23 protein-coding genes and 2 tRNA genes are annotated in these 21,779 nt (G+C 70.2%); 15 read left to right on the top strand and 10 right to left on the bottom strand.

Going from position 1 to position 21,779, the window contains the following annotated elements; translation table 11 throughout:
- Positions 1-38 precede the first annotated feature (38 nt).
- On the top strand, positions 39-473 hold the full coding sequence (locus tag ACWPOB_RS18290; RefSeq protein WP_100057396.1) for an acyl-CoA thioesterase: 435 nt from the start codon (positions 39-41) through the stop codon (positions 471-473).
- Positions 466-1,170, top strand: coding sequence for a hypothetical protein (locus tag ACWPOB_RS18285; protein WP_455401701.1), 705 nt, complete (start codon positions 466-468; stop codon positions 1,168-1,170). Before ACWPOB_RS18290 ends, ACWPOB_RS18285 begins: the two co-directional genes overlap by 8 nt.
- Here ACWPOB_RS18285 and ACWPOB_RS18280 read toward each other — a convergent pair.
- The 3 genes from ACWPOB_RS18280 to ACWPOB_RS18270 are packed head-to-tail and all read right to left on the bottom strand — an operon-like array spanning position 1,157 to position 4,104.
- The gene (locus ACWPOB_RS18280; RefSeq protein WP_455401700.1) at positions 1,157-2,080 is read right to left on the bottom strand and encodes a DMT family transporter; all 924 of its coding nucleotides are present in this window, start codon (positions 2,078-2,080) and stop codon (positions 1,157-1,159) included. The genes ACWPOB_RS18285 and ACWPOB_RS18280 overlap by 14 nt on opposite strands.
- On the bottom strand, positions 2,068-3,657 hold the full coding sequence (locus tag ACWPOB_RS18275; protein ID WP_455401699.1) for a glycoside hydrolase family 13 protein: 1,590 nt from the start codon (positions 3,655-3,657) through the stop codon (positions 2,068-2,070). The genes ACWPOB_RS18280 and ACWPOB_RS18275 overlap by 13 nt, the downstream gene beginning before the upstream one ends.
- Positions 3,658-3,711: 54 nt before the next feature.
- Positions 3,712-4,104, bottom strand: a complete 393-nt coding sequence (locus tag ACWPOB_RS18270; RefSeq protein WP_100057706.1) for a globin — start codon at positions 4,102-4,104, stop codon at positions 3,712-3,714.
- 174 nt (positions 4,105-4,278) lie between these two features.
- On the opposite strand from ACWPOB_RS18270, the gene ACWPOB_RS18265 reads away from it, so the two are divergent.
- The 3 genes from ACWPOB_RS18265 to ACWPOB_RS18255 all read left to right on the top strand — a co-directional run bounded on the left by ACWPOB_RS18265 (position 4,279) and on the right by ACWPOB_RS18255 (position 5,693).
- On the top strand, positions 4,279-4,902 hold the full coding sequence (locus ACWPOB_RS18265; protein ID WP_006930548.1) for an HNH endonuclease: 624 nt from the start codon (positions 4,279-4,281) through the stop codon (positions 4,900-4,902).
- A 64-nt stretch (positions 4,903-4,966) separates the two neighbouring features.
- Positions 4,967-5,230, top strand: a complete 264-nt coding sequence (ctaJ, locus tag ACWPOB_RS18260) for an aa3-type cytochrome oxidase subunit CtaJ (RefSeq protein WP_100057707.1) — start codon at positions 4,967-4,969, stop codon at positions 5,228-5,230.
- A complete protein-coding gene (locus ACWPOB_RS18255) occupies positions 5,217-5,693 on the top strand; it encodes a DUF5130 family protein (protein ID WP_455401698.1) in 477 nt (158 codons plus the stop codon). Before ctaJ ends, ACWPOB_RS18255 begins: the two co-directional genes overlap by 14 nt.
- 83 nt (positions 5,694-5,776) lie before the next feature.
- On the opposite strand, the gene pepN is transcribed toward ACWPOB_RS18255, so the two are convergent.
- Both pepN and ACWPOB_RS18245 read right to left on the bottom strand, forming a co-directional pair.
- Entirely contained in the window at positions 5,777-8,359 is a 2,583-nt protein-coding gene (gene pepN, locus ACWPOB_RS18250) for an aminopeptidase N (RefSeq protein ID WP_455401697.1), read from the bottom strand.
- 62 nt (positions 8,360-8,421) lie between these two features.
- A complete protein-coding gene (locus ACWPOB_RS18245) occupies positions 8,422-9,666 on the bottom strand; it encodes an NAD(P)/FAD-dependent oxidoreductase (RefSeq protein WP_455401696.1) in 1,245 nt (414 codons plus the stop codon).
- A 139-nt stretch (positions 9,667-9,805) separates the two neighbouring features.
- Between ACWPOB_RS18245 and ACWPOB_RS18240 the strand changes: the two genes are divergently transcribed.
- The 3 genes from ACWPOB_RS18240 (at position 9,806) to ACWPOB_RS18230 (ending at position 11,808) form a co-directional block, all read left to right on the top strand.
- Complete coding sequence (locus tag ACWPOB_RS18240; RefSeq protein WP_455401695.1) at positions 9,806-10,426, top strand: mycothiol-dependent nitroreductase Rv2466c family protein; 621 nt, start codon at positions 9,806-9,808, stop codon at positions 10,424-10,426.
- A gap of 84 nt (positions 10,427-10,510) precedes the next feature.
- Complete coding sequence (locus ACWPOB_RS18235) at positions 10,511-10,990, top strand: ribose-5-phosphate isomerase (protein ID WP_455401694.1); 480 nt, start codon at positions 10,511-10,513, stop codon at positions 10,988-10,990.
- 20 nt (positions 10,991-11,010) lie between these two features.
- Positions 11,011-11,808: an Fpg/Nei family DNA glycosylase gene (locus ACWPOB_RS18230; RefSeq protein WP_455401693.1), complete on the top strand. Its 798-nt coding sequence runs from the start codon at positions 11,011-11,013 to the stop codon at positions 11,806-11,808.
- On the opposite strand, the gene ACWPOB_RS18225 is transcribed toward ACWPOB_RS18230, so the two are convergent.
- The 4 genes from ACWPOB_RS18225 to ACWPOB_RS18210 all read right to left on the bottom strand — a co-directional run bounded on the left by ACWPOB_RS18225 (position 11,805) and on the right by ACWPOB_RS18210 (position 15,652).
- Complete coding sequence (locus ACWPOB_RS18225; RefSeq protein WP_100056220.1) at positions 11,805-12,581, bottom strand: hypothetical protein; 777 nt, start codon at positions 12,579-12,581, stop codon at positions 11,805-11,807. The two genes, ACWPOB_RS18230 and ACWPOB_RS18225, sit on opposite strands and share 4 nt — an antisense overlap.
- Positions 12,582-12,631: 50 nt before the next feature.
- Positions 12,632-14,005 carry a wax ester/triacylglycerol synthase domain-containing protein gene (locus ACWPOB_RS18220; RefSeq protein WP_455401692.1) on the bottom strand — a complete coding sequence of 458 codons (1,374 nt, stop codon included), beginning with the start codon at positions 14,003-14,005 and terminating at the stop codon, positions 12,632-12,634.
- A gap of 166 nt (positions 14,006-14,171) precedes the next feature.
- Complete coding sequence (locus ACWPOB_RS18215; RefSeq protein ID WP_455401691.1) at positions 14,172-15,050, bottom strand: sulfite exporter TauE/SafE family protein; 879 nt, start codon at positions 15,048-15,050, stop codon at positions 14,172-14,174.
- Between the two features lie 2 nt (positions 15,051-15,052).
- Positions 15,053-15,652, bottom strand: a complete 600-nt coding sequence (locus ACWPOB_RS18210; RefSeq protein ID WP_165042649.1) for a rhodanese-like domain-containing protein — start codon at positions 15,650-15,652, stop codon at positions 15,053-15,055.
- Between the two features lie 260 nt (positions 15,653-15,912).
- On the opposite strand from ACWPOB_RS18210, the gene ACWPOB_RS18205 reads away from it, so the two are divergent.
- The 5 genes from ACWPOB_RS18205 to ACWPOB_RS18185 all read left to right on the top strand — a co-directional run bounded on the left by ACWPOB_RS18205 (position 15,913) and on the right by ACWPOB_RS18185 (position 19,895).
- Positions 15,913-17,292, top strand: a complete 1,380-nt coding sequence (locus tag ACWPOB_RS18205) for an MBL fold metallo-hydrolase (protein WP_455401690.1) — start codon at positions 15,913-15,915, stop codon at positions 17,290-17,292.
- 32 nt (positions 17,293-17,324) lie between these two features.
- A complete protein-coding gene (gene trxA, locus ACWPOB_RS18200) occupies positions 17,325-17,699 on the top strand; it encodes a thioredoxin (protein WP_455401689.1) in 375 nt (124 codons plus the stop codon).
- Positions 17,700-17,737: 38 nt separating this feature from the next.
- Positions 17,738-17,905, top strand: coding sequence for a hypothetical protein (locus ACWPOB_RS18195; RefSeq protein WP_455401688.1), 168 nt, complete (start codon positions 17,738-17,740; stop codon positions 17,903-17,905).
- A 169-nt stretch (positions 17,906-18,074) separates the two neighbouring features.
- Entirely contained in the window at positions 18,075-19,466 is a 1,392-nt protein-coding gene (locus ACWPOB_RS18190; protein WP_455401687.1) for a wax ester/triacylglycerol synthase family O-acyltransferase, read from the top strand.
- Positions 19,467-19,526: 60 nt separating this feature from the next.
- The gene (locus ACWPOB_RS18185) at positions 19,527-19,895 is read left to right on the top strand and encodes a carboxymuconolactone decarboxylase family protein (protein WP_455401686.1); all 369 of its coding nucleotides are present in this window, start codon (positions 19,527-19,529) and stop codon (positions 19,893-19,895) included.
- Between the two features lie 8 nt (positions 19,896-19,903).
- Here ACWPOB_RS18185 and ACWPOB_RS18180 read toward each other — a convergent pair.
- Positions 19,904-19,977: transfer RNA gene (locus ACWPOB_RS18180), tRNA-Gly, on the bottom strand.
- A gap of 138 nt (positions 19,978-20,115) precedes the next feature.
- Here ACWPOB_RS18180 and ACWPOB_RS18175 point away from each other — a divergent pair.
- Both ACWPOB_RS18175 and tig read left to right on the top strand, forming a co-directional pair.
- Positions 20,116-20,192, top strand: a tRNA-Pro gene (locus ACWPOB_RS18175).
- Positions 20,193-20,271: 79 nt separating this feature from the next.
- Positions 20,272-21,648 carry a trigger factor gene (tig, locus tag ACWPOB_RS18170; protein ID WP_455401685.1) on the top strand — a complete coding sequence of 459 codons (1,377 nt, stop codon included), beginning with the start codon at positions 20,272-20,274 and terminating at the stop codon, positions 21,646-21,648.
- Positions 21,649-21,779 lie beyond the last annotated feature (131 nt).

The raw sequence follows: 21,779 nt of genomic DNA, 5'->3' as shown, positions 1-21,779 counted from the left end.
GCCGGGGTGGAGCACCGTGGAGCCGCGGGGCCCGCGCAGTGAGGGACGCGACCGAGCAGTTCGGCTTCCACACCGCGGTGGAGGTGCGCTGGTCCGACATGGACGCGTTCCAGCACATCAACCACGCGCGCATGGTCACCCTCCTCGAGGAGGCCCGCATCCCATGGCTGTTCGCCGACGGCCGGCCCACCGTGAACCTGCGGGAGGGTGCCGTCATCGCCGACCTGCACGTGCGGTACCGCGGCCAGTTGCGGCACGAGGACAGCCCGCTGGACGTGCTGATGTGGGTCGAGCAGGTGCGGGCGGTCGACTTCACCATCGGCTACGAGGTCCGGCCCGGCGGCGCGCCCGCCGACGCCACGCCCTCGGTGGTCGCCTCCACCCAGATCGCGGCGTTCGACATCGGTACCCAGCGGCTGCGCCGGCTCACCGACCCCGAACGCGAGTACCTGCAGCGGTGGCGTCGTGGCTGATTCCCTCAGTGCGGCCGGGGCGTCACCCGAACGGTGGCTGCAGGTCCCGGACCCCGCCGACCGCTCCGACCTCGTCGCGTTCCTGACCCGCGCGGTCCGGCTCGACGAGGCCGCTGTCGTGCGGCTGCGGCAGCGCCCCGACGGGCTGCTCTCGGCGTGGGTGAACACCGGGTTCGACGCCCTCGCCGCCCGGGTGCTGCGCGGCACGGTCGCCCCGGCGGACACGACCGTCGCCGCGGACGGGCTGCGCGCGACCCTCGTCGCCGCCGGCGGCGACGGGATGGACCCGGGGTGGGCGATGGACTCGGCGTGGCGCGGGGCCCTGCCTCCGGATGCCGGGTACATCCACCTCGACGACGTCCCCGCCCGCGTCCTCGTGGACCTCGCGCAGCGCGGCGTCACGCTCAGTCGCGAGCAGGGACAGGGACCGCCGTCGTCGCTGCTGGCGCAGGAGGTGCTCGAGGTCGCCGGTGGGGGAGAGCGGGCCGGGGTGCCGATGCGGCTGGTGTTCGCGCTCAATGCCATGGGGTTCGTGCCCACGGGCGGTGCCCGTGCGACGGCGGAGATCGACCTCGACCGGATCGACCCGGCCGAGGTGGTGCGCGTGCGGGCGTCGCCGACATGGCTGCGGCTCGACGCCCGCTACGGATCCGTGTACCTCCGCCGCGGCGGTGGTCTCGGCCTCAGCGTGCGCTGACACCGCCGCCGAGATTCCGGCCCAGCAGCGTCAGCGCCGCGACCACGACCACCGTCCCCGCGAGGGCCACCGGGCCGAGCCGCTCGCCGAGCACCAGCACACCGAGCGCGGCCGCCACCACCGGTTCCGCGAGCGTGAGGGTGGTCACCGCCGCGGGCGACAGTGTGCGCAGGCCGAGCGCGAACAGCAGGTAGGCGAGCACCGTGGGGACGAGGGCGAGATAGACGACGGTGGTCGCGCCGGCCGCGCTGTCGAGACCGCCCGGCCACTGTGCCAGCAGGATCGCCGCCATGGGCACCGCCGCCAGCCCGAACATCGCGCCCATCGACGCGGCCGGGGTGGCGTCGCGGCCGAGCAGGGCGGCACCCGCGACGGTGTACGTCGCGTAGCCCAGGCCGGCCGCAAGCGCGGGCAGGGCCCCGGCCGCGACGGAACCGGCGCCCGCGGAGGTGCCGTCGCCCGATCCGGCGACGATGAGGACGAGCCCGACGACCGCGATCGCCGTCGACACTGCCCACACGCGGCCGGGGCGGCGCCGGGACACCAGCCACTGCAGCAGCCCGGTGAACGCCGGTCCGGACCCGAGCGCGATCATCGTGCCCGCCGCGACGCCCGCGGTCTGCACCGCGGTGAAGAACCCCAGTTGATACATCACCACGCCGCCGGCGCCGAGCAGCGTCGGCAACCGGCGGCCCGCCGGGAACAGCGGGCTACGGACCCGCGCGAACAGCGCGAGCACCGTCCCGGCCAGCACGATGCGGCCCGCCCCGACCGCGACGGCGTCCAACGGGACACCGAGCGCACGCGAACCGAGGGCCTGCGCGGTGCCCGTCGTCCCGAACAGCGCGGACGCCGCCAGCACCAGGGCGACCGCGCTCGCCGGCGAGCGGCGTGCCGTCAGATCAGCCACGCCGCGCCGTTGCCGGGCAGCTGCCCGTCCACCAGCGGCGCGCTGGACAGGATCACCGTGCCCGGCGGCATCTCCACCGGGTGCTCGGTGGTGTTGAGGGCGCAGATCAGCCCACCGGAGCGGCGGAACGCCAGGCACCCGGGCGGACTGCCGTACCAGTCCACGTCGGCGCCGTCGAACTCCGGCCGCCGCCGTCGCGCCTCGAGCGCCGCCCGGTACAACGACAGGGTGGACGAGACGTCCTCGAGCTGCGCCTCGACGGTCAGCTCGGCCCACGTGTCCGGCTGCGGCAGCCACGTCTGCGATGCGGTGGTGAAGCCGAACGGCGGCTGGGTGCCCTCCCACGGCATCGGGACCCGGCACCCGTCCCGGCCGCGGTCGGTGTGCCCGGACCGCGCCCACACCGGGTCCTGCAGCACCTCCTCGGGCAGGTCGTCGACGTTGGGCAGGCCGAGTTCGGCACCGTTGTAGAGGAAGGCCGCACCGGGCAGCGCCAGCTCGACGAGGATCATCGCCCGCGCGCGGTCGCGCCCCAGCGGACCGCCGCCGTAGCGCGTCACCTCACGCTCGATGTCGTGATTGGACAGCGTCCACGTCGCGACCCCGCCGATCGGCGCGACCGCGGCGAGCGACACGTCGATCGCCTCCCGGATCTCGGCGGCATCCCACCCCGCGAGCGCAAGGTGGAAGTTGAACCCCAGGTGCAGTTCGTCGGGGCGCAGGTACTCCGAGAACAGCACGTGGTCGTGCACCCAGATCTCACCGACGGCCACGGTGTCCGGATACTCGTCGAGCACCGAGCGGATCCGGCGGTGGATGTCGTGGACCTCGGCGTTGTTGAACCGCGGGTCGTCGTCGAAGTGCCGCAGCAGCCGGTTCTGTTCCCAGTGGTCGAAGTCGGGTAGCCCGCCGGGCTTGGCCATGCCGTGGGCGACGTCGATGCGGAAGCCGTCGACGCCGCGGTCCAGCCAGAACCGCAGGGTCTTCTCCAGGTCCTCGAACACCTCGTCGTTGCGCCAGTTCAGGTCCGGCTGCTCCGGTGCGAACAGGTGCAGGTACCACTGTCCGGGGGTGCCGTCGGGTTGGGTCACGCGGGTCCACGCGGGGCCGCCGAACACGCTCGGCCAGTTGTTGGGCGGCAGGTCGCCGTTCGGCCCGCGGCCGTCGCGGAAGTGGTACCGGGCCCGCTCGGGGCTGTCGGGCGCGGCGGCCAGCGCCTCCCGGAACCAGGGATGTTCGGAACTCGTGTGGTTGGGGACCAGGTCCATCATGACGCGGATCCGGCGGGCGTGGGCGGCCTCGACGAGGGCGTCCAGGGCGGCGAGGTCGCCGAACAGGGGATCGACGTCGCGGGGGTCGGACACGTCGTAGCCGTGGTCGGCCATCGGTGAGCGCATCACCGGGTTCAGCCAGATCGCGTCGACCCCCAGCAGTTCCAGGTATCCGAGTTTGTCACGGATCCCGTCGAGGTCGCCGACGCCGTCTCCGTTCGAGTCGGCGAACGAGCGGGGGTACACCTGGTAGAAGACGGCGTCCGCCCACCAGCGTTGTGCAGGGGTGCCGGGGGGAGTGCTCACAGCCACCCATAGTGCCAAACCGACAGGTGGGCCACGACTCGAACGTGGCCGCCCTCAGATCGGCGAGTTCATCATCGAGTCCGCCGCCATCTCCATGTACGCGATCAGCTGGCTGCGGTGCTCGTCGTCGAGCGTCTGCGAGTCGATCGACGCGATCGCCGTGTGCATGCAGCGCAGCCAGGCGTCCCGTTCGAGCGGGCCGATCCGGAACGGGTGGTGCCGCATCCGCAGCCGTGGGTGCCCGCGCTCGTCCGAGTAGGTGCGCGGTCCGCCCCAGTACTGCTCGAGGAACATCCGCATGCGCCGTTCCGCCGGGCCGAGGTCCTCCTCCGGGTACAGCGGGCGGACGATCTCGTCCTCGGCCACTTCCTCGTAGAAGCGCGCCGTGAGCTTGTGGAAAGTCTCGGCGCCGCCGACCGCGTCGTAGAAGGTCTGCTCGTCACTCATCAGTTCTGCTCACCGTCCCTCTCGCTCGTCCATTGTGCCGGTTCCGTGAGTGCGCACCCCAATCGGACGTCCCCGGCACCGGATGTTCACCCCCGGGACCCGGAAAGTCGACAGAATCGGCGTGCGACGTGCGTAGATCCGTGGTCCACTTGTGAGCAGTCTTCCGGAGGTCGTATGAAGCACCGACGCATCGCACATCGACAACTCCCGCCCGCCGACGCCCACAACGGAGCGCCGGGGGCCAACTCCCTGTGTGTCGTACGCGACGACGCCGTCCCGGACTGGGTCAAACGCCGCGTTCTACTGCTCAACGCCACCTACGAACCGCTCACCGCGCTGCCCGCCCGTCGTGCGGTCGTGCTCATGGCCGGCGGCAAGGCCGACACCGTGCACGAGGATCCGCTCGGCCCGCTGGTGCGATCCGCGGAATGGGCGGTGCAGATTCCGTGGGTGATCCGGCTCCGGAGCTTCGTGCACGTGCCGTACCACGCGCGGGTGCCGATGACCCGCGCCGCGCTCATGCACCGCGACCGGAACCGGTGCGCCTACTGCGGCGCCAAGGCCGAGACCATCGACCACGTGGTGCCGCGCAGCCGCGGTGGTGAACACTCGTGGGAGAACTGCGTGGCGTGCTGCGCGTCGTGCAATCACCGCAAGGCCGACAAGCTGCTCAGCGAACTCGGCTGGACGCTGCGCGCCGCGCTCGTGCCCCCGAAGGGCCGGCACTGGCGGCTGCTGGCGACGCTGCCGGAGCTGCATCCGACCTGGTTGCCGTACCTGGGCGAGGGTGCGGCCTGATCCGCGCCGCCGCAAGTCGGGGCAAGCGCGCCGGGATCGCACATGCTGGGCTACCGTTTGCGATGTGAGCATTCTCGAGACAACCCTCATATTCGTTGCCATCCCGGTGGCGATCATCGTGATACTCGGGGTCTTCTCCGTCTTCACGAAGCCGGTTCCGGGCACGCGGCCCGCCGAGTACAAGCTCGGGGACACGTGGGACCACGAGCCGATGCTGTGGAGCGCGGTCGACGAGGTCACCACGCACGGCCACCACGGTGGGCATCATGAACTCGTCGCCGGCGCGCCGGTCGACCCGATCGGAGGTAGGGCAAGTGGCAAGTGGTGACGTGATGCACGGCCGGACGGCTGTGGCTCCCGCGGAACTGCCGTACGGTGCGGCGCTGACGGCGAGCGGCCGGATCTCCCGGACCCGCCCCCTCGACGGCCTGTTCGAGGGCCCGCCGTTCCGCGACCGCGACATGATCGCTCTCGACGATGCGCTCACCGAGGCCACCCGGGCGACGAAGGTGCGCTTCAACGTCTACGTCGCGGACGCCACCGATCCGGCGGCAACCACCGACGCGGTGTTCCCGACCACGCCGGAGGCGCCGAACTCGGTGCTCATCGCCGTGTACCCGAACCAGCGCTCCATCGAGATCCGCAGCGGACGCGGCGTCGCGGACCGCGTCGACAACCGGGTCACGCAGCTCGGCGTGACCGCCGCGATCTCGTCGTTCGGGCAGGACGACCTGATCGACGGCATCGTCAGCGCGATCCGCGTCATGGCGAACGCGATCACCGCGCCGTAGTTCCCCCTCGCCTCTGTGGCCGAATGTCACATCACGTCGATCAGATCGACACGATGTGACATTCGGCCACACGCGTGTTGCGGCTAGGACGCGTCGAACGCCCGCGCCTTCAGCGACCGGACGATCCCCGCGCGTCCCTCGCTGATCAGCCGGCGCAGCGCGGGCGGATGCTCACCGGCGAGGAACTCGTCGGCCGCGGCGACGGAGGCCTCGCTGATCGACCACGACGGGTACAGGCCCACGACGACGGTCTGCGCGACCTCGCTGGAGCGGCGCTCCCACACGCCCGGAACGTCGGCGAAATACCGCGCGACGTAGGGCTCGAGCAGCTCCGACTGCCCGGCCGGCGCGAAGCCGCCGATGATCGCGCGGGCGGTGATGTTCGGGATCGAGTCGTCGCCCACCACCGTGTCCCACACCTGCTGCTTGACAGCCTCCTGCGGGCGCGTCGCCCGCGCGGTGGCCGCCTGTCGTGCACCGGCGGCCGTCGGATCCCGCTCGGCCTCGGCGTCGATGAACGGCGACTCCACGCCCTCCGCGTCGATCTCCCCGGCCGCGGCCAGCGCCTGCACGATCCGCCACCGCAGATCCGTGTCGACGACCAGTCCGGCCAGCCCGACGCTGGAAGGCTCGGCGCCGAGCAGTTCTCCGAGCACCTCGGTGTGCCACGGCGCGAGCCGGGCCGTGGTCAACGCGTTGACGAACGCGAGCTGATGGTCCGAGCCCGGCTGCGCCTCGCGGGCCAGTTCCAGCAGCCGGTTCGCGTAGTCGTTCCAGCCCCGCTCGGCCGCCCAGCCGGGATCGGCGTAGCTGCCGAGGGCGGTGTGCGCCTGCATCAGCAGCCGCTGGACCACGCCGACCTCCGTCTCGGTCGCGACGCCGCGCTGGATCAGCGCCACGAAGTCGCGGGCCTTCAGCTCGGCCTGCCGGGTCATCTCCCATGCGGCGGACCATGCCAGGGTGCGCGGCAGCGGCTCGGCGATGTCGCCGATCCGGTCCATCAGCACCTCGAGCGACTGGGGATCGAGCCGCACGGAGCAGTACGTAAGGTCGTCGTCGTTGACGAGCACCAGCTTGCCGCGGCCGACGCCGACGAGCTCCGGCACCTCGGTGCGCTCGGTGGCGTCGAGATCGATCTCGACGCGGTGCGTGCGGAGCAGCTTGCCCGAACCGTCGTCGTCGTACACCCCGATCGCGAGCCGGTGCACCCGGCGTTCCCCGGCGCCGGGGTCGGAGCCCTCCTGGATCACCGCGAAGCGGGTGAACCGCCCGTCGTCGTCGACGTCGAAATCGGGGCGCAGGATGTTCAGGCCGGTGGTCTTGAGCCACTGCGCGCCCCACCCCGACAGGTCCCGGCCCGACGACTTCTCGAGGGCCGCCAGCAGATCGTCGAACGTGGCATTGGCGAACGCGTGCTCACGGAAGTAGTCCCGCAGGCCGGCGAGGAACGGTTCCTCGCCGACGTAGGCGACGAGCTGCTTGAGCACGGACGCGCCCTTGGCGTAGGTGATGCCGTCGAAGTTGACCTCTACCGCCGCGAGGTCGGGGATGTCCGCGGCGATCGGATGGGTCGAGGGGAGCTGATCCTGGCGGTAGGCCCACGACTTCTCGACGTTCGCGAACGTGGTCCACGCGTTGGTGTACTCGGTGGCACGCGACTGGCACAGCACCGAGGCGAAGGTCGCGAACGACTCGTTGAGCCACAGGTCGTCCCACCAGCGCATGGTCACCAGGTCGCCGAACCACATGTGTGCCATCTCGTGCAGCACCGTCTCGGCGCGACGCTCGTACGAGTAGCGGGTGACCTTCGAGCGGAACACGTAGTCCTCGAGGAATGTCACCGCGCCGGCGTTCTCCATCGCGCCGGCGTTGAACTCGGGAACGAACAGCTGGTCGTACTTCCCGAACGCGTACGGCATGCCGAAGTTCTCGTGGTAGAACCCGAAGCCCTGCTTGGTCTCGGTGAACAGCCGCTCGGCGTCCATGAACTCGGCCAGGGAGGCACGGCAGTAGATGCCGAGCGGGATGGTGCCGTGCGCGTCGGTGTAGGTGTCGGTCCACTCGGTGTACGGTCCGGCGATCAGCGCCACGAGGTAGGTGCTCATCCGGGGCGTGGTGCGGAAGACGTGCCGTCCGGGGTCGGCGGCGACGGTGTTCACCGTCGCGGCATTGGAGATCACCTTCCAGTCGGCGGGCGCGCTCACCGAGATGTCGAACGTGGCTTTCAGGTCCGGCTGGTCGAAGCACGCGAACATCCGCTTGGCGTCGGCCGTCTCGAACTGCGAGTACAGGTAGACCGCGCCGTCGGTGGGATCGACGAACCGGTGCAGGCCCTCGCCGGTGTTGGTGTAGAGGCAGTCCGCCTCGACGGTCAGTTCGTTGCGCGCGGCCAGTCCGCTCAGCGCGATCCCGCTCTCCTCGGTGTATCCGGAGATGTCGACGGGCTTGCCGTTGAGGGTGGCCGAGTGCACGGTCTGCGCGATCAGGTCGACGAAGGTCGACGCACCCTCCGTGGCGTCGAACGTGACGGTGGTGGTCGAACGGAACGTGGTGGTTCCCGGAGCGCCCGCGCCGTCGGTCAGGTCGAGTTCGATGCGGTAGTTGTCGACGGTCAGGACCGCGGACCGCTCGGCCGCCTGCTCGCGGGTCAGATTCGGTGGTGCCACGGAAAACTCCTTCTCACGACGGGATGCGACTCGCCTGCCATCCCATCATGTGAGGGACCGGTTCACCCGGCGACCTCCGCGAGCGGCACCTCCGGATCGGAGAGCCGGTGGGGGTCGACGGATTCGCCGGAGGAGATCAGCGCGCGGATGTCGTCGCCCGCGTCCCAGATGTTGACGTTCATCGCGGCGCAGACCCGCCCGGCCGCGTCGAGCCAGAACGCGAGGAACTGCCGGGAGTCGACGTCGCCGCGCGTGATCACCCGCGCGTCGCCGGGTGCGTGCCCGACGTACTCCATGCCGAGGTCGTACTGGTCGGTGAAGAAGTACGGCAGACGGTCGTAGGAGGCGGGCCGGCCCAGCATAGTGGCGGCCGCGACGTCGGGCTGGTGGAGCGCGTTGGCCCAGTGCTCGACCCGGATCCGGGTCCGGAGCAGCGGATGCTCGGCGGCGGCGATGTCACCGACCGCCACGATGTCCGGATCGCTGGTGGCCAGGGACGCATCGACCAGCACTCCGCCGTCCTCCATCGCCAGTCCCGCGTCGCGGGCCAGTTCGACGTTGGGCTGTGCGCCCACCGCGAGGAGGACCGCGTCGGCCCGGATCTCGGTGCCGTCGCCGAGCCGAAGCCCGCTCGCGCGGTCCTCGGCGGTGAGGATCTCCGACACCGTCGTCGAGGTGCGCAGGTCCACGCCGTGATCGCGGTGCAGCTTCGCGAAGACGGCTCCCATCTGCTCACCGAGCGCGGCGGACAGGGGCTGGGGGGCGGCCTCGACGACGGTGACGTCCGCGCCGTGCCCGCGCGCCCCGGCGGCGATCTCGAGACCGATCCAGCCGGCACCGACGATCGCCAGGTGCGCCGCCGGCCCCGCGTCGCGGCGGACGGCGGCAAGCAGCGCGTCGGACTGCTCGACGGTGCGCAACATGTGCACGCCCGCGGCGTCGACGCCCGGCAGCGGGATGCGCCGCGAGCGCGAGCCGGTCGCGAGGGCGAGCTTGTCGTAGCGCACGGTGGAACCGTCGGGCAGCGTGACCGTGTGGGCGGCCGGATCGAGCGCGGTGACGGTGACGCCGAGTTCGACCTCGACGCGGTGGTCGCGGTACCAGTCACCGTGCTGCACGGTGAACTCCGAAAGCTGCTTCTTGCCGGCGAAGTAGTCCTTCGACAGCGGTGGTCGCTCGTAGGGGAGGTGTTCCTCCTCGCCCAGGAGGAGGATCCGGCCGGGGAAGTCGCGGGCGCGCAACTGCTCGGCCGTCTTGGCCCCGGCGAGCCCGCCGCCGACGATGACGAAGAGTTTCTCGTTGGACATCGCGCATCCCCGTTCCGTGCGGCACCGGTCTTTCGACGGTACGTCGGCGACGGCGCGGGAACCGGCGGTTCGGGAAGAATTCGGCGATGGCCGACGTTGAATCGGACCGTAGTCCGAATTCCTGCAGCGAGGAGACCCCGTGAGCGACCCGACTTCCAAGGACACCGCCGACTTCTGGTTCGACCCGTTGTGCCCGTGGTGCTGGATCACCTCGCGCTGGATTCTGGAGGTGGCGCAGGTCCGCGACATCGAGGCGAAGTTCCACGTCATGAGCCTGGCGGTGCTCAACGAGGGCAAGGACGACCTGCCCGAGGTCTACCGCGAACTGATGACGCGGGCGTGGGGTCCGGTACGGGTGGCGATCGCCGCGGCGCAGAAGTACGGCGACGAGATCCTCGAGCCGCTGTACACGGCGATGGGCACCCAGATCCACAACGAGGGCAACAAGGACTTCCCGGCGGTGATCGCCAAGTCCCTCGCGGACCTGGGCCTGGATCCGCACCTGGCGCAGGCCGCTGACAGCGACGCCTACGACGAGGCGCTGCGCGCCAGCCACGCCGCCGGCATGGACGCGGTCGGCCCGGACGTCGGCACGCCGACCATCCACGTCAACGGCGTGGCGTTCTTCGGTCCGGTGCTTTCACGGATCCCGCGCGGCGAGGACGCCGGCCGGATCTGGGACGGGGTGGTGGCCATGGCGTCCTATCCGCACTTCTTCGAACTCAAGCGCACGCGCACCGAGGACCCGAGCTTCGAGTAGGCGCCTGCGGCGCCGGTGCGTCCTTTGGGCGGTTGCTGCCGCCCAAAGGACGCACCGGCAGCAGCGCTGCCTACTATCTGACGCATGCGCGTTTACCTGGGTGCCGACCACGCCGGCTTCGAACGTAAGAACCAGATCCTCGAACATCTCACCGCCAACGGCCACGAGGCCGTCGACTGCGGCGCGTACGAGTACGACGCCCTCGACGACTACCCGGCGTTCTGCATCGAGGCCGCCCGCCGCGTCGTCGCCGACCAGGGTAGCCTCGGCATCGTCCTCGGCGGCAGCGGCAACGGCGAGCAGATCGCCGCGAACAAGGTGCCGGGCGCCCGCTGCGCCCTCGCCTGGAGCGTGGAGACCGCCAAGCTGGCCCGTGAGCACAACAACGCGCAGCTCATCGGCATCGGCGGGCGCATGCACAGCCTCGAGGAGGCCCTCGCCATCGTCGACGCGTTCGTCGACACCCCGTGGTCGGGGGAGGAACGGCACCAGCGGCGCATCGACATCCTGAGCGAGTACGAGAAGTCCGGCGTGGCCCCGGAAGTTCCCGGCGCGCCGTCCTGACGAACGGAGCCTGATCGACCGTGCCGGAGGGACCAGCCCTGCACCGGCTCGCCCGGCTGCACCAGCGACGTTTCGTGGGTGCGTCGGTGCGGGTGTCGAGCCCGCAGGGCCGCTTCGCCGACGACGCGGCGCTCGTCGACGGCCGGGTGCTGCTCCGCGCCGAGGCGCTGGGCAAGCACCTGTGGCACCACTACGACAACGGCCTGACGGTGCACGTGCACCTGGGTCTGTACGGCTCGTTCACCGAGGCGCCGGTTCCGCTGCCGGATCCGGTCGGTCAGGTACGGATGCGCATGGTCGGCGCCGAGTACGGCACCGACCTGCGCGGTCCGACCGCATGTGAGGTCCTCACCCCGGGCGAGGTGGAGGCGATCGCCGCGCGGATCGGCCCCGACCCGCTGCGACGGGACGCCGAGCCCGAACGGGCGTGGGCGCGAATCAGCAAGTCCCGCAGCGCCATCGGCTCGTTGCTCATGGACCAGTCCGTGATCTCGGGGGTGGGCAACATCTACCGCGCGGAGGTCCTGTTCCGGCACGGCATCCATCCGCAGCGCCCCGGCCGTGATCTCACCAGAGCCGAGTTCGACGCCGTCTGGGACGATCTCGTCGTTCTGATGCGGACGGGGGTGCGACGCGGCGCGATCCACGTCGTGCGGCGCGAACACGACCACGGCGCACCGGCCTACGCCAAAGGCCGTCCCCGGACGTACGTTTACCGGCGTGCGGGTGAGCCGTGCCGGTTGTGCACCACGCCGGTGCTGCACTCGATCATGCAGGGCCGCAACCTGTTCTGGTGCCCCGCCTGCCAGGTGGGCTAGAAGTCGAAGCCGCCGAAGTCCCCGCCGGCCCCGAAATCGCTCCCGCCGTAATCGCCGCCACCGTAATCCCCGCCGGCGTCGCCGTAGTCCCCGCCGTCCTGGCCGGCCTCGAGACCCTGGTCGTATCCGGAGTCGAAGCCCTGCTCGAAGGCCTGCGCGTCGTACGGCACCCCGGCCATGCCGGAGAACATCGCCGAGAACAGCAGCATCGATCCGACGCCCCACGCCCCGGCGACGAGGGCGGGCTTCCACCACGGCTCCGAGTACCAGCCCGCCGGCACGGGCCGGCCCGCGACGCGCCCGCCCGGGAAGTAGTTCGGGGTGCGCGACGACGGGGCCGGTGAGGCCGCCACCGTGCGTCCCTCGAAGTCGATCTCGCGGTTCTCGGTCACGCGGCCGGCCGTCTGCTGGCCCTCGAGCGTGGGGATATCGGGACCGGGGTCCATGCCCATCGCGAGGCGGGCGGCCCGGATGTAGTAGAGGCCCTCGAGAGCGGTCTGCTTGGCCAGCCGTGCCTGCACCGGTGTGCGGGCCTGCTCGATCTGTGACCCGGCGGCGTTGTAGCGCTCGGACGCATCGGCGAGGGCCTGCTTGGAGGCGGTGTCGCTGCCGGTGAGGTTGTAGATCTGCCCGCCGAGCCGCTCGATGACCTGCCGGGCGTCGGCCTTCGCGTCGTCGAGTTCGTGGGCGCCGCGCCCCGACTTCTTCCGCTGCGCCGCGGACACCAGGAACACGACGGCGACGAGGACGGCGACGATCAGCAGGAGTTCCACGGCGGTCCCTTCCGGCGGACTGGACGGTCACCGTCCAGCCTACCGGCGGGTCAGGCTTCGAGGACGGCGTGGAATCCGTCGCGCATGCAGTCGTCGAACACCTCGAGGTCGGGGACCGCCCCCGTGTCGAGGGTGAACCCGACGCAGCACGTGTGCAGATACGACATCAGAGTGACGTTGAACGCCGAGCCCAGGGTGGGACCGAAGGCGTAGTACCGTTCCACCTTCGCGCCGGCCACGTACAGCGCCACCGGGGAACCCGGCACGTTGGAGGCGAGGAAGTCGACGTGCTTGAGCATCTCGCCGACGACGGCCGGGGGGAGCAGATTGAGGGGGGTGGCGAGGGTCTGCGCCATCGGCACCGCCGGCTCGTGGCGCCAGCCTTCGACGATCCTGTTCACCTCCTGCATGAGCGTGAGGGGGTCGTCGGAGCGCACGGGAAGCGGGAAACGCGCGAGGTTGATCCGGTTGCCGCCTAGGGTGTCCTGGTCGGTGCGGATGCTCAGCGGCATCGTGACCCGCAGTTCGTCGACGTCGGATCCGTGGCGGTGGTGGTATTCGGCCAGGCCGACGAGGACGGCGGTCAGGAAGGCGCTGTTGAGGGTGGCGCCGCCGCGGTGGGCGGCGTCGCGCAGCTGGTCGAGCGGGACGTCGATCACGTGGAGCCGGCGGCTGAGGGTGCGTTCCGTCATGACCGGGGATTCGAGCCGCAGGATCGGGCGCAGGTAGCGGGCGACGGACGCCGCAACCCCCGCGGCGTTGCGGGCGGAGCCGATCGGGTTGGTGACCACCGCCCGGGTGGTCGGCCAGATCGAGGCCAGCCCGCGTCCGGCGAGTCCGCGGAGCTGGGACCAGTCCCAGCCGATCGCCTCGGCGGCCAGGTCCAGGCTGTCCGGTGATTCCGGGGCGGGCGGTTCCGGGGCCGGCTCGCGGGGCGTGCCGTCGCGGTCGAAGTCGACCAGCCGCGCGGTGATCTGCATACCGCCGATTCCGTCGGTGAGGGCGTGGTGCACTTTGATCAGCAGCGCGGCCTGACCGCCGGCGAGTCCGTCGACCACCGTCATCTCCCACAGCGGCCGGTCCTTGTCGAACGCGGCCATGGCCGTGGTCCGGGCGAACTCGAGGACGTCGTCGAAATTCGCCGGTCCGGGAAGGGAGACCCGGCGCATGTGCCAGGACAGGTCGAAGTTCGCATCCGCAACCCATCGCGGCGGCGCGAGACCGAACGGCACCTCGACCACGCGATGCCGGAAGCTGGGCACCTCCCGGGTGCCGCGGTCCATCATCTCGCACAGACGGTCCCAGTCGGGTGAGGCGTCGAGCAGGACGACGGCCACGATCGTCGAGCGCAGCGCGGGATCCTTCTCCATGCTCCAGGTGAGGTAGTCCGTCTGCTGCATGTGGCGGTCGGATGCGTTGCTCATCTCGGTAACTTCTCACACGGGCCGCCGGAACAGTCGGGTTTCGCTCCGGCCGCACCTCGAACCGGGACGGCATCACGGCCCGGCGCGGGAATCCGGAGCGGATACTCCGAACTCTAGGCGCCGGGCCGTGGTACCGATAGTGACTTTCGTCCGGGTTGTGAGACCGTCAGGCGGCCGAGGTGGCGGCTTCCGTCCGTCGTCCGAGCCGCTGCAGGGGGCAGCGGTCGCTGCGGCTGCAGGCGTAGGTGGTGCCGGCGGCGAGGAGGGTGAGTGCCGCCGCGGTGATGCCGACGAGGGGGTGGATCTCCTGGGCGAGGATGACCGAGGACATGATCAGGACGAACCAGCCGAAGCCCTTGCGCAGCGCGTCCGGGTCGACCATGGAGGTCAGGCGGCCGCCGATGAGGCTGCCGACGACGGCGGCGCCGGTGACCATTGCCGCCAGGCGCCAGTCGATCTGCACCGTGGACAGGTAGCCGCCGAGGCCGGCGAACGACTTCATGGCGATCACGATCAGCGAGGTGCCGACGGCGATGGGCATGGGCAGGCCGCCGAGCAGGGCCAGGGCCGGCACGACCAGGAAGCCGCCCCCGGCGCCGACGAGGCCGGTGACCAGGCCGACGACCACGCCGTCGAGCAGGATCTTGCCGACCGGCATGGAGTGGGTGCCGTCCGGGCCCGTGGTCTTGTTCTTGCGGCCGCGGAGCATGGCGATGGCGGTGGCGATCATCATCGCGGCGAAGGCGAGCAGCAGGATGCTGCCGGGGATGAAGCGCGAGAGCAGGCCGCCGGCGTAGGCACCGGCCATGCCGGCCAGGCCGAACAGGATGCCGGTGCGCCACTGGACGCGGCCTGCCCGCGCGTGGGAGATCGCGCCGACCGCGCTGGTGACGCCGACGACGAGCAGCGAGGTGGCGATGGCTTCCTTGGCATCCATGCCCGCGACGTACGCCAGCAGCGGGACGGTGAGGATCGAACCTCCGCCGCCGAGCAATCCGAGGGTGACGCCGACGAGGACCGCCAGCGCAACGGTCAGCGCGATCATGATCAGTTCCTTTCGGCCGTAGCGGTCTTCGAATCGACCAGCTGGGCGACGATGGTCTGCGGATCACACGAGGCGCCGCGGTTGTAGGGCAGCTTGGAGAGCACCATGCCCATCGCGCAGGTGTTGGAGAGCGCGGCGAAGCTGAGACCGCCGCCGACGCCGGCGGCGAGCCACTTGAGCTTGGGTACCGCGATGCTGCCGAGGACGGAGGTCAGCACGATGGAGCCGGCGACGAGGCGGACCTGGCGTTCGAGGTCCCAGCGCTCGGTGCCGCGGTTGACGGAGAAGCCCTTGGCTTCCCAGCCCATCATGCCGCCCTCGAGGATGTGCACATTGAACAGCCCGGCGGTGCGGAGTGTCTCCTCGGCCTGGGTGGCGCGCTGGCCCGACCGGCACACGAGGACGACGTTCTCGTCGAGGTGGGCGAGGAACTCGTCGCGGTGCTCGCGCAGCAGGTCCAGGGGGACGTTGTAGGCGCCGGGAATGTGCACGGACTCGAACTCGCCGGGCGTGCGGACGTCCACGACGCGGACGTTCTTGCCGGAGTCGAGGAGCTCGCGCAGGGCGGTGGGATCGAGGGTGGCGGGACTCGGCTCGGTCATGGGGGCCTTTCGGATCGGTGGTCGTGATCGCGGGGGTGTGCGATCGGTCTTCGTGCATAAACCCCGGGGGGTATGTCCGCAGCAATGATAAGCATACGGGAGGGGGTATGTGCAAGGCGCGGCGGCGGGGTCGTGGCGACGGCGCGGCGCGCTTCGCCTGCATACCCCAGGGGGTACTTGACATACCCAGGGGGGTATGTGTCAGGATGGGTCAACGCAGATCGCCACCGGTCTTCGCGACCGAGGAGAGGGAGAACCGAATGATTCTCGAGCAGTACTACATCGAGTGCCTGTCGCACGCGTCGTACCTGATCGGTGACGAGAGCACCGGCCGGGCGGTGGTGGTCGATCCGCGCCGCGATGTCACCGAGTACCTCGACGACGCGCGCAGGCACGGGCTGCGCATCGAGGGTGTGATCAACACCCATTTCCACGCGGACTTCGTCTCCGGGCATCTCGAGCTGCTCGAGGCGACCGGGGCGTGGATCGGGTTCGGGGAGGCCGCCGAGGCGGACTACCCGATCCGCCGGTTGCGCGACGGCGAGCATCTCTCGCTCGGCGAGGTGGACCTCGAGATCCTGGCCACCCCGGGGCACACCTGGGAGTCGATCTCGGTGCTGGTGCGTGAGCATCCGGGGGCGACCCCGGCCGCGGTGCTGACCGGGGACTCGTTGTTCATCGGCGATGTGGGTCGCCCGGACCTGGTCAACCTGGGCGATTCGTCGACCGAGGATCTGGCGCGGGCGATGTACCGCACGGTGCACGAGAAGCTGCTGACCCTGCCCGATGCGGTCACGGTGCTGCCCGCGCACGGCGCCGGCTCCTCGTGCGGGAAGAACCTGTCGACGGAGCTGACCTCCACGATCGGGGAGCAGCGGGTGAGCAACCCGTCGGTGCAGCCGATGAGCGAGGAGGCGTTCGTGGCGTTGGTCACCGAGGGGCAGCCGGCCGCCCCGGCCTACTTCTCGGTCGATGCCGGGTTGAACAAGAGCATCCATCCGCTGCTCGACCAGGGGCGCACCATCCCGGAGCTGAGCCCGGCGCGGGTGCGGGCCGAGCTGGCCGCCGGGACCCGGGTGCTCGATGCGCGCAGCGTGGACGACTTCGCGGCCGGGCATCTGCGCGGCTCGGTCAACGTCGGGTTCGACGGCCGGTTCGCCGAGACCGGCGGGATGGTCGCCGAGGTGGGGGAGCAGATCGTGTTGATCACCTATCCGGGGGAGGAGCAGGACGCGGCGGTGCGGCTGGCCCGGATCGGGTCGGACAACGCGGCCGGTTACCTCACCGTCGACCACGACGGGCGCTTCCCGGCCGAGCTGGCCGATCTGGTGCAGCCGGCGGTGCGTACCACCGTCGCGCAGCTCGACGAGTTGCTGGCCGCCGAGGCGGTGACGCTGGTCGACATCCGCAATCCCGGTGAACGCGAGTTCGGGGTGATTCCGGGGGCGGTGCCGATCCCGTTGGCGCAGCTGCGGACCCGGCTCGGGCAGGTGCCGACCGGCAAGCCGATCGTGGTGCACTGCGCCGGCGGGTGGCGCTCGAGTGTGGCCGCGTCGCTGCTGCGGGCGCAGGGCTTCGACAACGTCTCGGACCTGCTCGGCGGCTACAACGCCTGGGCCGAGGCCCACGTCCCCGCCTGACCGGCGCCCGAGAAGAACGAAAGGAACCCCCGATGACAACGACGAATCTCACCCTCGCGGACTTCGAGTCCACGATCGCCGACAACGACATCGTCCTGGTCGACTTCTGGGCCTCGTGGTGCGGTCCGTGCCGGGCGTTCGCCCCCGTGTTCGACAAGTCCTCGGCCGCGCACCCGGACGTCGTGCACGCCAAGGTCGACACCGAGGCCGAGCAGCAGCTCGCCGCCATGGCCGACATCCGCTCGATCCCCACGATCATGGCGTTCCGCGAGGGCGTGCTGGTCTACGCCCAGCCCGGCGCCCTGCCCGCGGCCGCCCTCGAAGACCTCATCGGGCAGATCAAGGCCCTGAACATGGCCGAGGTCCACGCCCAGGTCGCCGAACACAAGGCCGCCGCCGGCGCCTGACCCGCTATCCCCGTTACCCGTCCCGAGGAGGACCCCCTATGTGTTACCCCGTCACCTGCCCGAACTGCGGAAAGACCGGCTGGGGCGGCTGCGGCCAGCACGTCGACGCCGTCATGCGCTCCGTGCCCGCCCCCGACCGCTGCACCTGCGGCCAGGACACCGCGGGTGCGCAGGCGCACACCCTCGGCGCGCTCTTCCGCCGCTGACCGCACCTCGAGGAGACTGCGCCTCCACCGCACTCTCCACCGCGGCAACACCCCGCCCTGCTCGAGCAGGGCGGGGTGTTCGCGTAGCAGGCCGAGGGCCAATTACCCTTCCGCGGTCGGCCGACCGGTGAAAAACTCGTAAACGCCCACTCGAGAAGGGACGGCCACGGTGAACAGAGCGATGGGGCCGGTGGACACCATCTGGCTCAACATGGACCGACCCGAGAATCTCATGATCATCGACTCGCTGATGTTCTTCGAGGGCTCCGTCGACTGGTCGCGCGTGGTGTCCCTCGTGCAGCGCCGGTTCGTCGACACCTACCCGTCGTTCCGGCAGCGGCCGGTGCAACCGCGCACGTACGTCGGGTCGCCGCATTGGGAGGACGACCCGGAGTTCGACCTCGACGACCACCTGATCCGGACGACCCTGCCCCGCAGCGACGACGCGACGCTGCAGCAGTACATCGAGCAGCGGATGCCGGTGCCGTTCGATCGTCGCCGCCCGTTGTGGGAGATGCACCTCATCGACGGGTACCGGCACGGAGCCGTGGTCTACACCCGGCTCCACCACTGCATTGGTGACGGCATCGCCCTCAACCAGGTGATGCTCTCGATGACGGGGGAGACCCCGGACAGCGACCTCGACGACGCCCGGACCGCCGTGCCCGAGCACCATGCCGGTCTTCTCGAGGGGGCAGCCAGATTCGCGGGGGCCGCGGTGTCGAACACCGCCAGTGCGGCGTCCGGCGCCGCCCACATGCTGCTCGACCTGCCCAAGCTGCTCGATCCGCATGTCCTCGGCGACGCCTTCACCCAGGCCGAACGCACCGGCGAGATCGCGAACAAGCTCGTGCTCGGCCCCAAACCGCACACTCCGCTCAGTGGCGAACCGGGAACGGCCAAACGGGCGGTGTGGTGCGAGCCCTTTCCGCTCGACGACATCAAGCACATCGGTCACCGGACCGGCACCACCGTCAACGACGTGCTCATGGGAGCCGTCGCCGGGGCGCTCGCGACGTACATCCGCGAGCACGGCGGCGAGCCGCAGGACGTGCCCACGATGGTGCCTGTCAACGTTCGCCCCCTCGACAAGCCCCTGCCGAAGGAACTCGGGAATCAGTTCGCTCTCGTGCTCTTCAAGTACCCGTCGGCACTGGAGACCCCGCTCGAACGCATCGTCGAGACCCACCGGCGGATGGAGGTCATCAAGCACTCTCCCGAGGTGACGCTCACGTTCGGTCTGATCAAGGCGATCGGACGGACCGGTCCGGAGCTGGAACGGTTCTTCGTGGACTTCTTCTCCGGCAAGGCGATCGGGGTCACCACCAATGTTCCCGGTCCCACGAGCGACCGGTACATGGCGGGGACGAAGATCCGCGGTGTGCTCGCCTGGGTGCCGGGCGCCGGCGAGCAGACCCTCGGCGTCTCGATCTTCAGCTACAGCGGCAAGGTCCGGGTGGGGTTCAAGGCGGACGCGGAGCGGGTGCCCGATCCCGAGAATCTCGTCCGCGCCTTCACCGAGGAGATCGGCGGGCTGCTCCGCCTCTCGCACGCTGTGTGACGGCGACGTGAATCCGCCGATTCGGTGTCCGTGCCGGGTGTGGATGTCTACCGTCGGCTCATGAGCGAGCACGGGCACTACCAGGAAGTCCTGAACGCATTGAATCCGCAGCACCGGGCGCTGCGCGCGGCGATTCCCGAGGTGTATCAGGGTTTCAATGCTCTCAGCAAGGCCGCCTTTGCCCCCGGGGCCCTGGATACCAAGACCAAGGAACTGATCGCGCTCGCGATCGGCGTCGTCGACGAATGCGACGGCTGCATCGCCTCCCATGCGCGCAGCGCCGTCCGGGCCGGGGCGAGCAGGCAGGAGGCCGCCGAGGCGATCGGGGTCGCATTCCTGATGCAGGGCGGCCCGGCGACGATCTACGGGTCGCGGGCCTACACCGCGTTCTGCGAATTCGCCGACGCCGAGGAACAGCGGGACCGGTGACGGTCCGGTGGAGGGGATGACGGGAATCGAACCCGCGTAGCCAGTTTGGAAGACTGGGGCTCTACCATTGAGCTACATCCCCATGCATGCGATGGACCCGGGATCGCCGGGTCTGCCGCGTGCAGGAACAGACTGTACCGAACCTCGCTTTGGATTTCATAATCGGGGGGCCGTAGGATTCTCCCTCGGGTCCCCGGAAGGTTCCGGGTGCCGGTGTTGACGGGATGTGGCGCAGCTTGGTAGCGCATCCGCTTTGGGAGCGGAGGGTCGCAGGTTCAAATCCTGTCATCCCGACCAGGAAGAACCGGGTGGAGGACCGAGCACCCGGTGACAGCTTGATCGAACGACCAACGAGCACGACAGAAGGAGCATGTCCGTGAAGAGCACCGTCGAGCAGCTCAGCCCGACGCGAGTCCGTATCAACGTTGAGGTGCCCTTCGAGGAGCTCCAGCCTGATTTCGACCGCGCGTTCAAGGCCCTCGCCAGCCAGATCCGCCTTCCCGGCTTCCGGCCCGGCAAGGCCCCGCGCAAGCTGCTCGAGGCCCGCGTCGGACGTGGCGCCGTGCTCGAGCAGGTCGTCAACGACGCCATCCCGGCCCGCTACAGCGAGGCCGTGACCGCCAACGAGGTCAAGGTCATCGGCCAGCCCGAGGTCGACATCACCAAGCTCGAGGACAACGTCGAGCTCGTCTTCACCGCCGAGGTCGACGTCCGGCCGGAGATCACCCTCCCCGACTTCTCCACCATCGCGGTCACCGTCGATCCCGTCGAGGTCACCGACGAGGCGGTCGAGGAGCAGCTGCTGTCGCTGCGTCAGCGCTTCGGCACCCTCACCGGTGTCGAGCGGCCCGTGCAGGACGGCGACTTCGTGTCCATCGACCTGTCCGCCACCGTCGGCGGCGAGGAGGTCCCCGAGGCCTCCACCACCGGTCTGTCCCACGAGGTCGGTTCGGGCCAGCTCATCGACGGCCTCGACGAGGCGCTCGTGGGCCTGTCCGCGGGGGAGTCGAAGGAGTTCACCACCACGCTCGTCGCCGGTGAGCACGCCGGCGAGGAGGCCGTGGTCACCGTTACGGTGAACAGCGTCAAGGAGCGCGAGCTGCCCGCCGAGGACGACGAATTCGCGCAGCTCGCGAGCGAGTTCGACACGCTCGAGGAACTCACGGCCGACCTGCGCGAGCGGGTCTCCCGCGTCAAGAAGGTCGAGCAGGCCGGTCAGATCCGCGACAAGGTTCTCGACGCGCTGCTCGAGGCCGTCGAGGTGCCGCTGCCCGAGGCCGTCGTCCAGGCCGAGATCGACGGCGCCCTGCACGATGCCATCCACGCGCTCGACCACGACGAGACCAAGCTCAACCAGCTCCTCGAGGAGCAGGGCTCGAGCCGCGAGGAGTTCGACAACGACACCCGCGAGTCGGCCGAGCGCGCCGTGAAGGTGCAGCTGCTGCTCGACGCGATCGCCGAGGCCGAGGGCACCACCGTCGAGCAGGAGGAGCTCACCGAGCGCATCTTCTTCCAGGCGCAGCGCTACGGCATCCCGCCGGAGCAGTTCATCCAGCAGATCGGCCAGGCGAACCAGCTCGGCGCCGTCTACGCGGACGTCCGTCGCGGCAAGGCCCTCGGCAACGTCGTGGACCGGGCCACCGTCACCGACACCAGTGGCGCCACGATCGACACCTCCGAGCTGTTCGGCACGAAGAGCGACGCCGAGTCCGAGGACGCCGAGGCTCCGGCCGGCGAGGGCGAATCCGAGTAGTAGGGCGAGACCCGTTGCCGCGCCGCGCGATTGCATGTGCGACGTCGCAACGGTTCTCCGCAGGGAACGCAGAGCGGAAATTTCCGCTTTGAGCGAAGTGGGGGGGGGCCGGGGACCCCCGGCTGCCCCCC

It is taken from the genome of Rhodococcus sp. 2H158 (genome assembly GCF_053764755.1).
The sequence above is the reverse complement of the archived record's forward strand: the minus strand, read 5'-3'. Positions and strand labels throughout refer to the sequence as shown.

Bases quoted from the DNA above. Each gene is read 5' to 3' on its own strand.
- ACWPOB_RS18215 (WP_455401691.1), bottom strand. From the start codon at position 15,050: ATGATCGCGCTGACCGTTGCGCTGGCGGTCCTCGTCGGCGTCACCCTC.
- ACWPOB_RS18210 (WP_165042649.1), bottom strand. From the start codon at position 15,652: ATGACCGAGCCGAGTCCCGCCACCCTCGATCCCACCGCCCTGCGCGAG.
- ACWPOB_RS18185 (WP_455401686.1), top strand. From the start codon at position 19,527: ATGAGCGAGCACGGGCACTACCAGGAAGTCCTGAACGCATTGAATCCG.
- trxA (WP_455401689.1), top strand. From the start codon at position 17,325: ATGACAACGACGAATCTCACCCTCGCGGACTTCGAGTCCACGATCGCC.
- ACWPOB_RS18270 (WP_100057706.1), bottom strand. From the start codon at position 4,104: ATGAGTGACGAGCAGACCTTCTACGACGCGGTCGGCGGCGCCGAGACT.
- ACWPOB_RS18220 (WP_455401692.1), bottom strand. From the start codon at position 14,005: ATGAGCAACGCATCCGACCGCCACATGCAGCAGACGGACTACCTCACC.
- ACWPOB_RS18195 (WP_455401688.1), top strand. From the start codon at position 17,738: ATGTGTTACCCCGTCACCTGCCCGAACTGCGGAAAGACCGGCTGGGGC.
- ACWPOB_RS18265 (WP_006930548.1), top strand. From the start codon at position 4,279: ATGAAGCACCGACGCATCGCACATCGACAACTCCCGCCCGCCGACGCC.
- ACWPOB_RS18235 (WP_455401694.1), top strand. From the start codon at position 10,511: ATGCGCGTTTACCTGGGTGCCGACCACGCCGGCTTCGAACGTAAGAAC.
- ACWPOB_RS18205 (WP_455401690.1), top strand. From the start codon at position 15,913: ATGATTCTCGAGCAGTACTACATCGAGTGCCTGTCGCACGCGTCGTAC.
- ACWPOB_RS18245 (WP_455401696.1), bottom strand. From the start codon at position 9,666: ATGTCCAACGAGAAACTCTTCGTCATCGTCGGCGGCGGGCTCGCCGGG.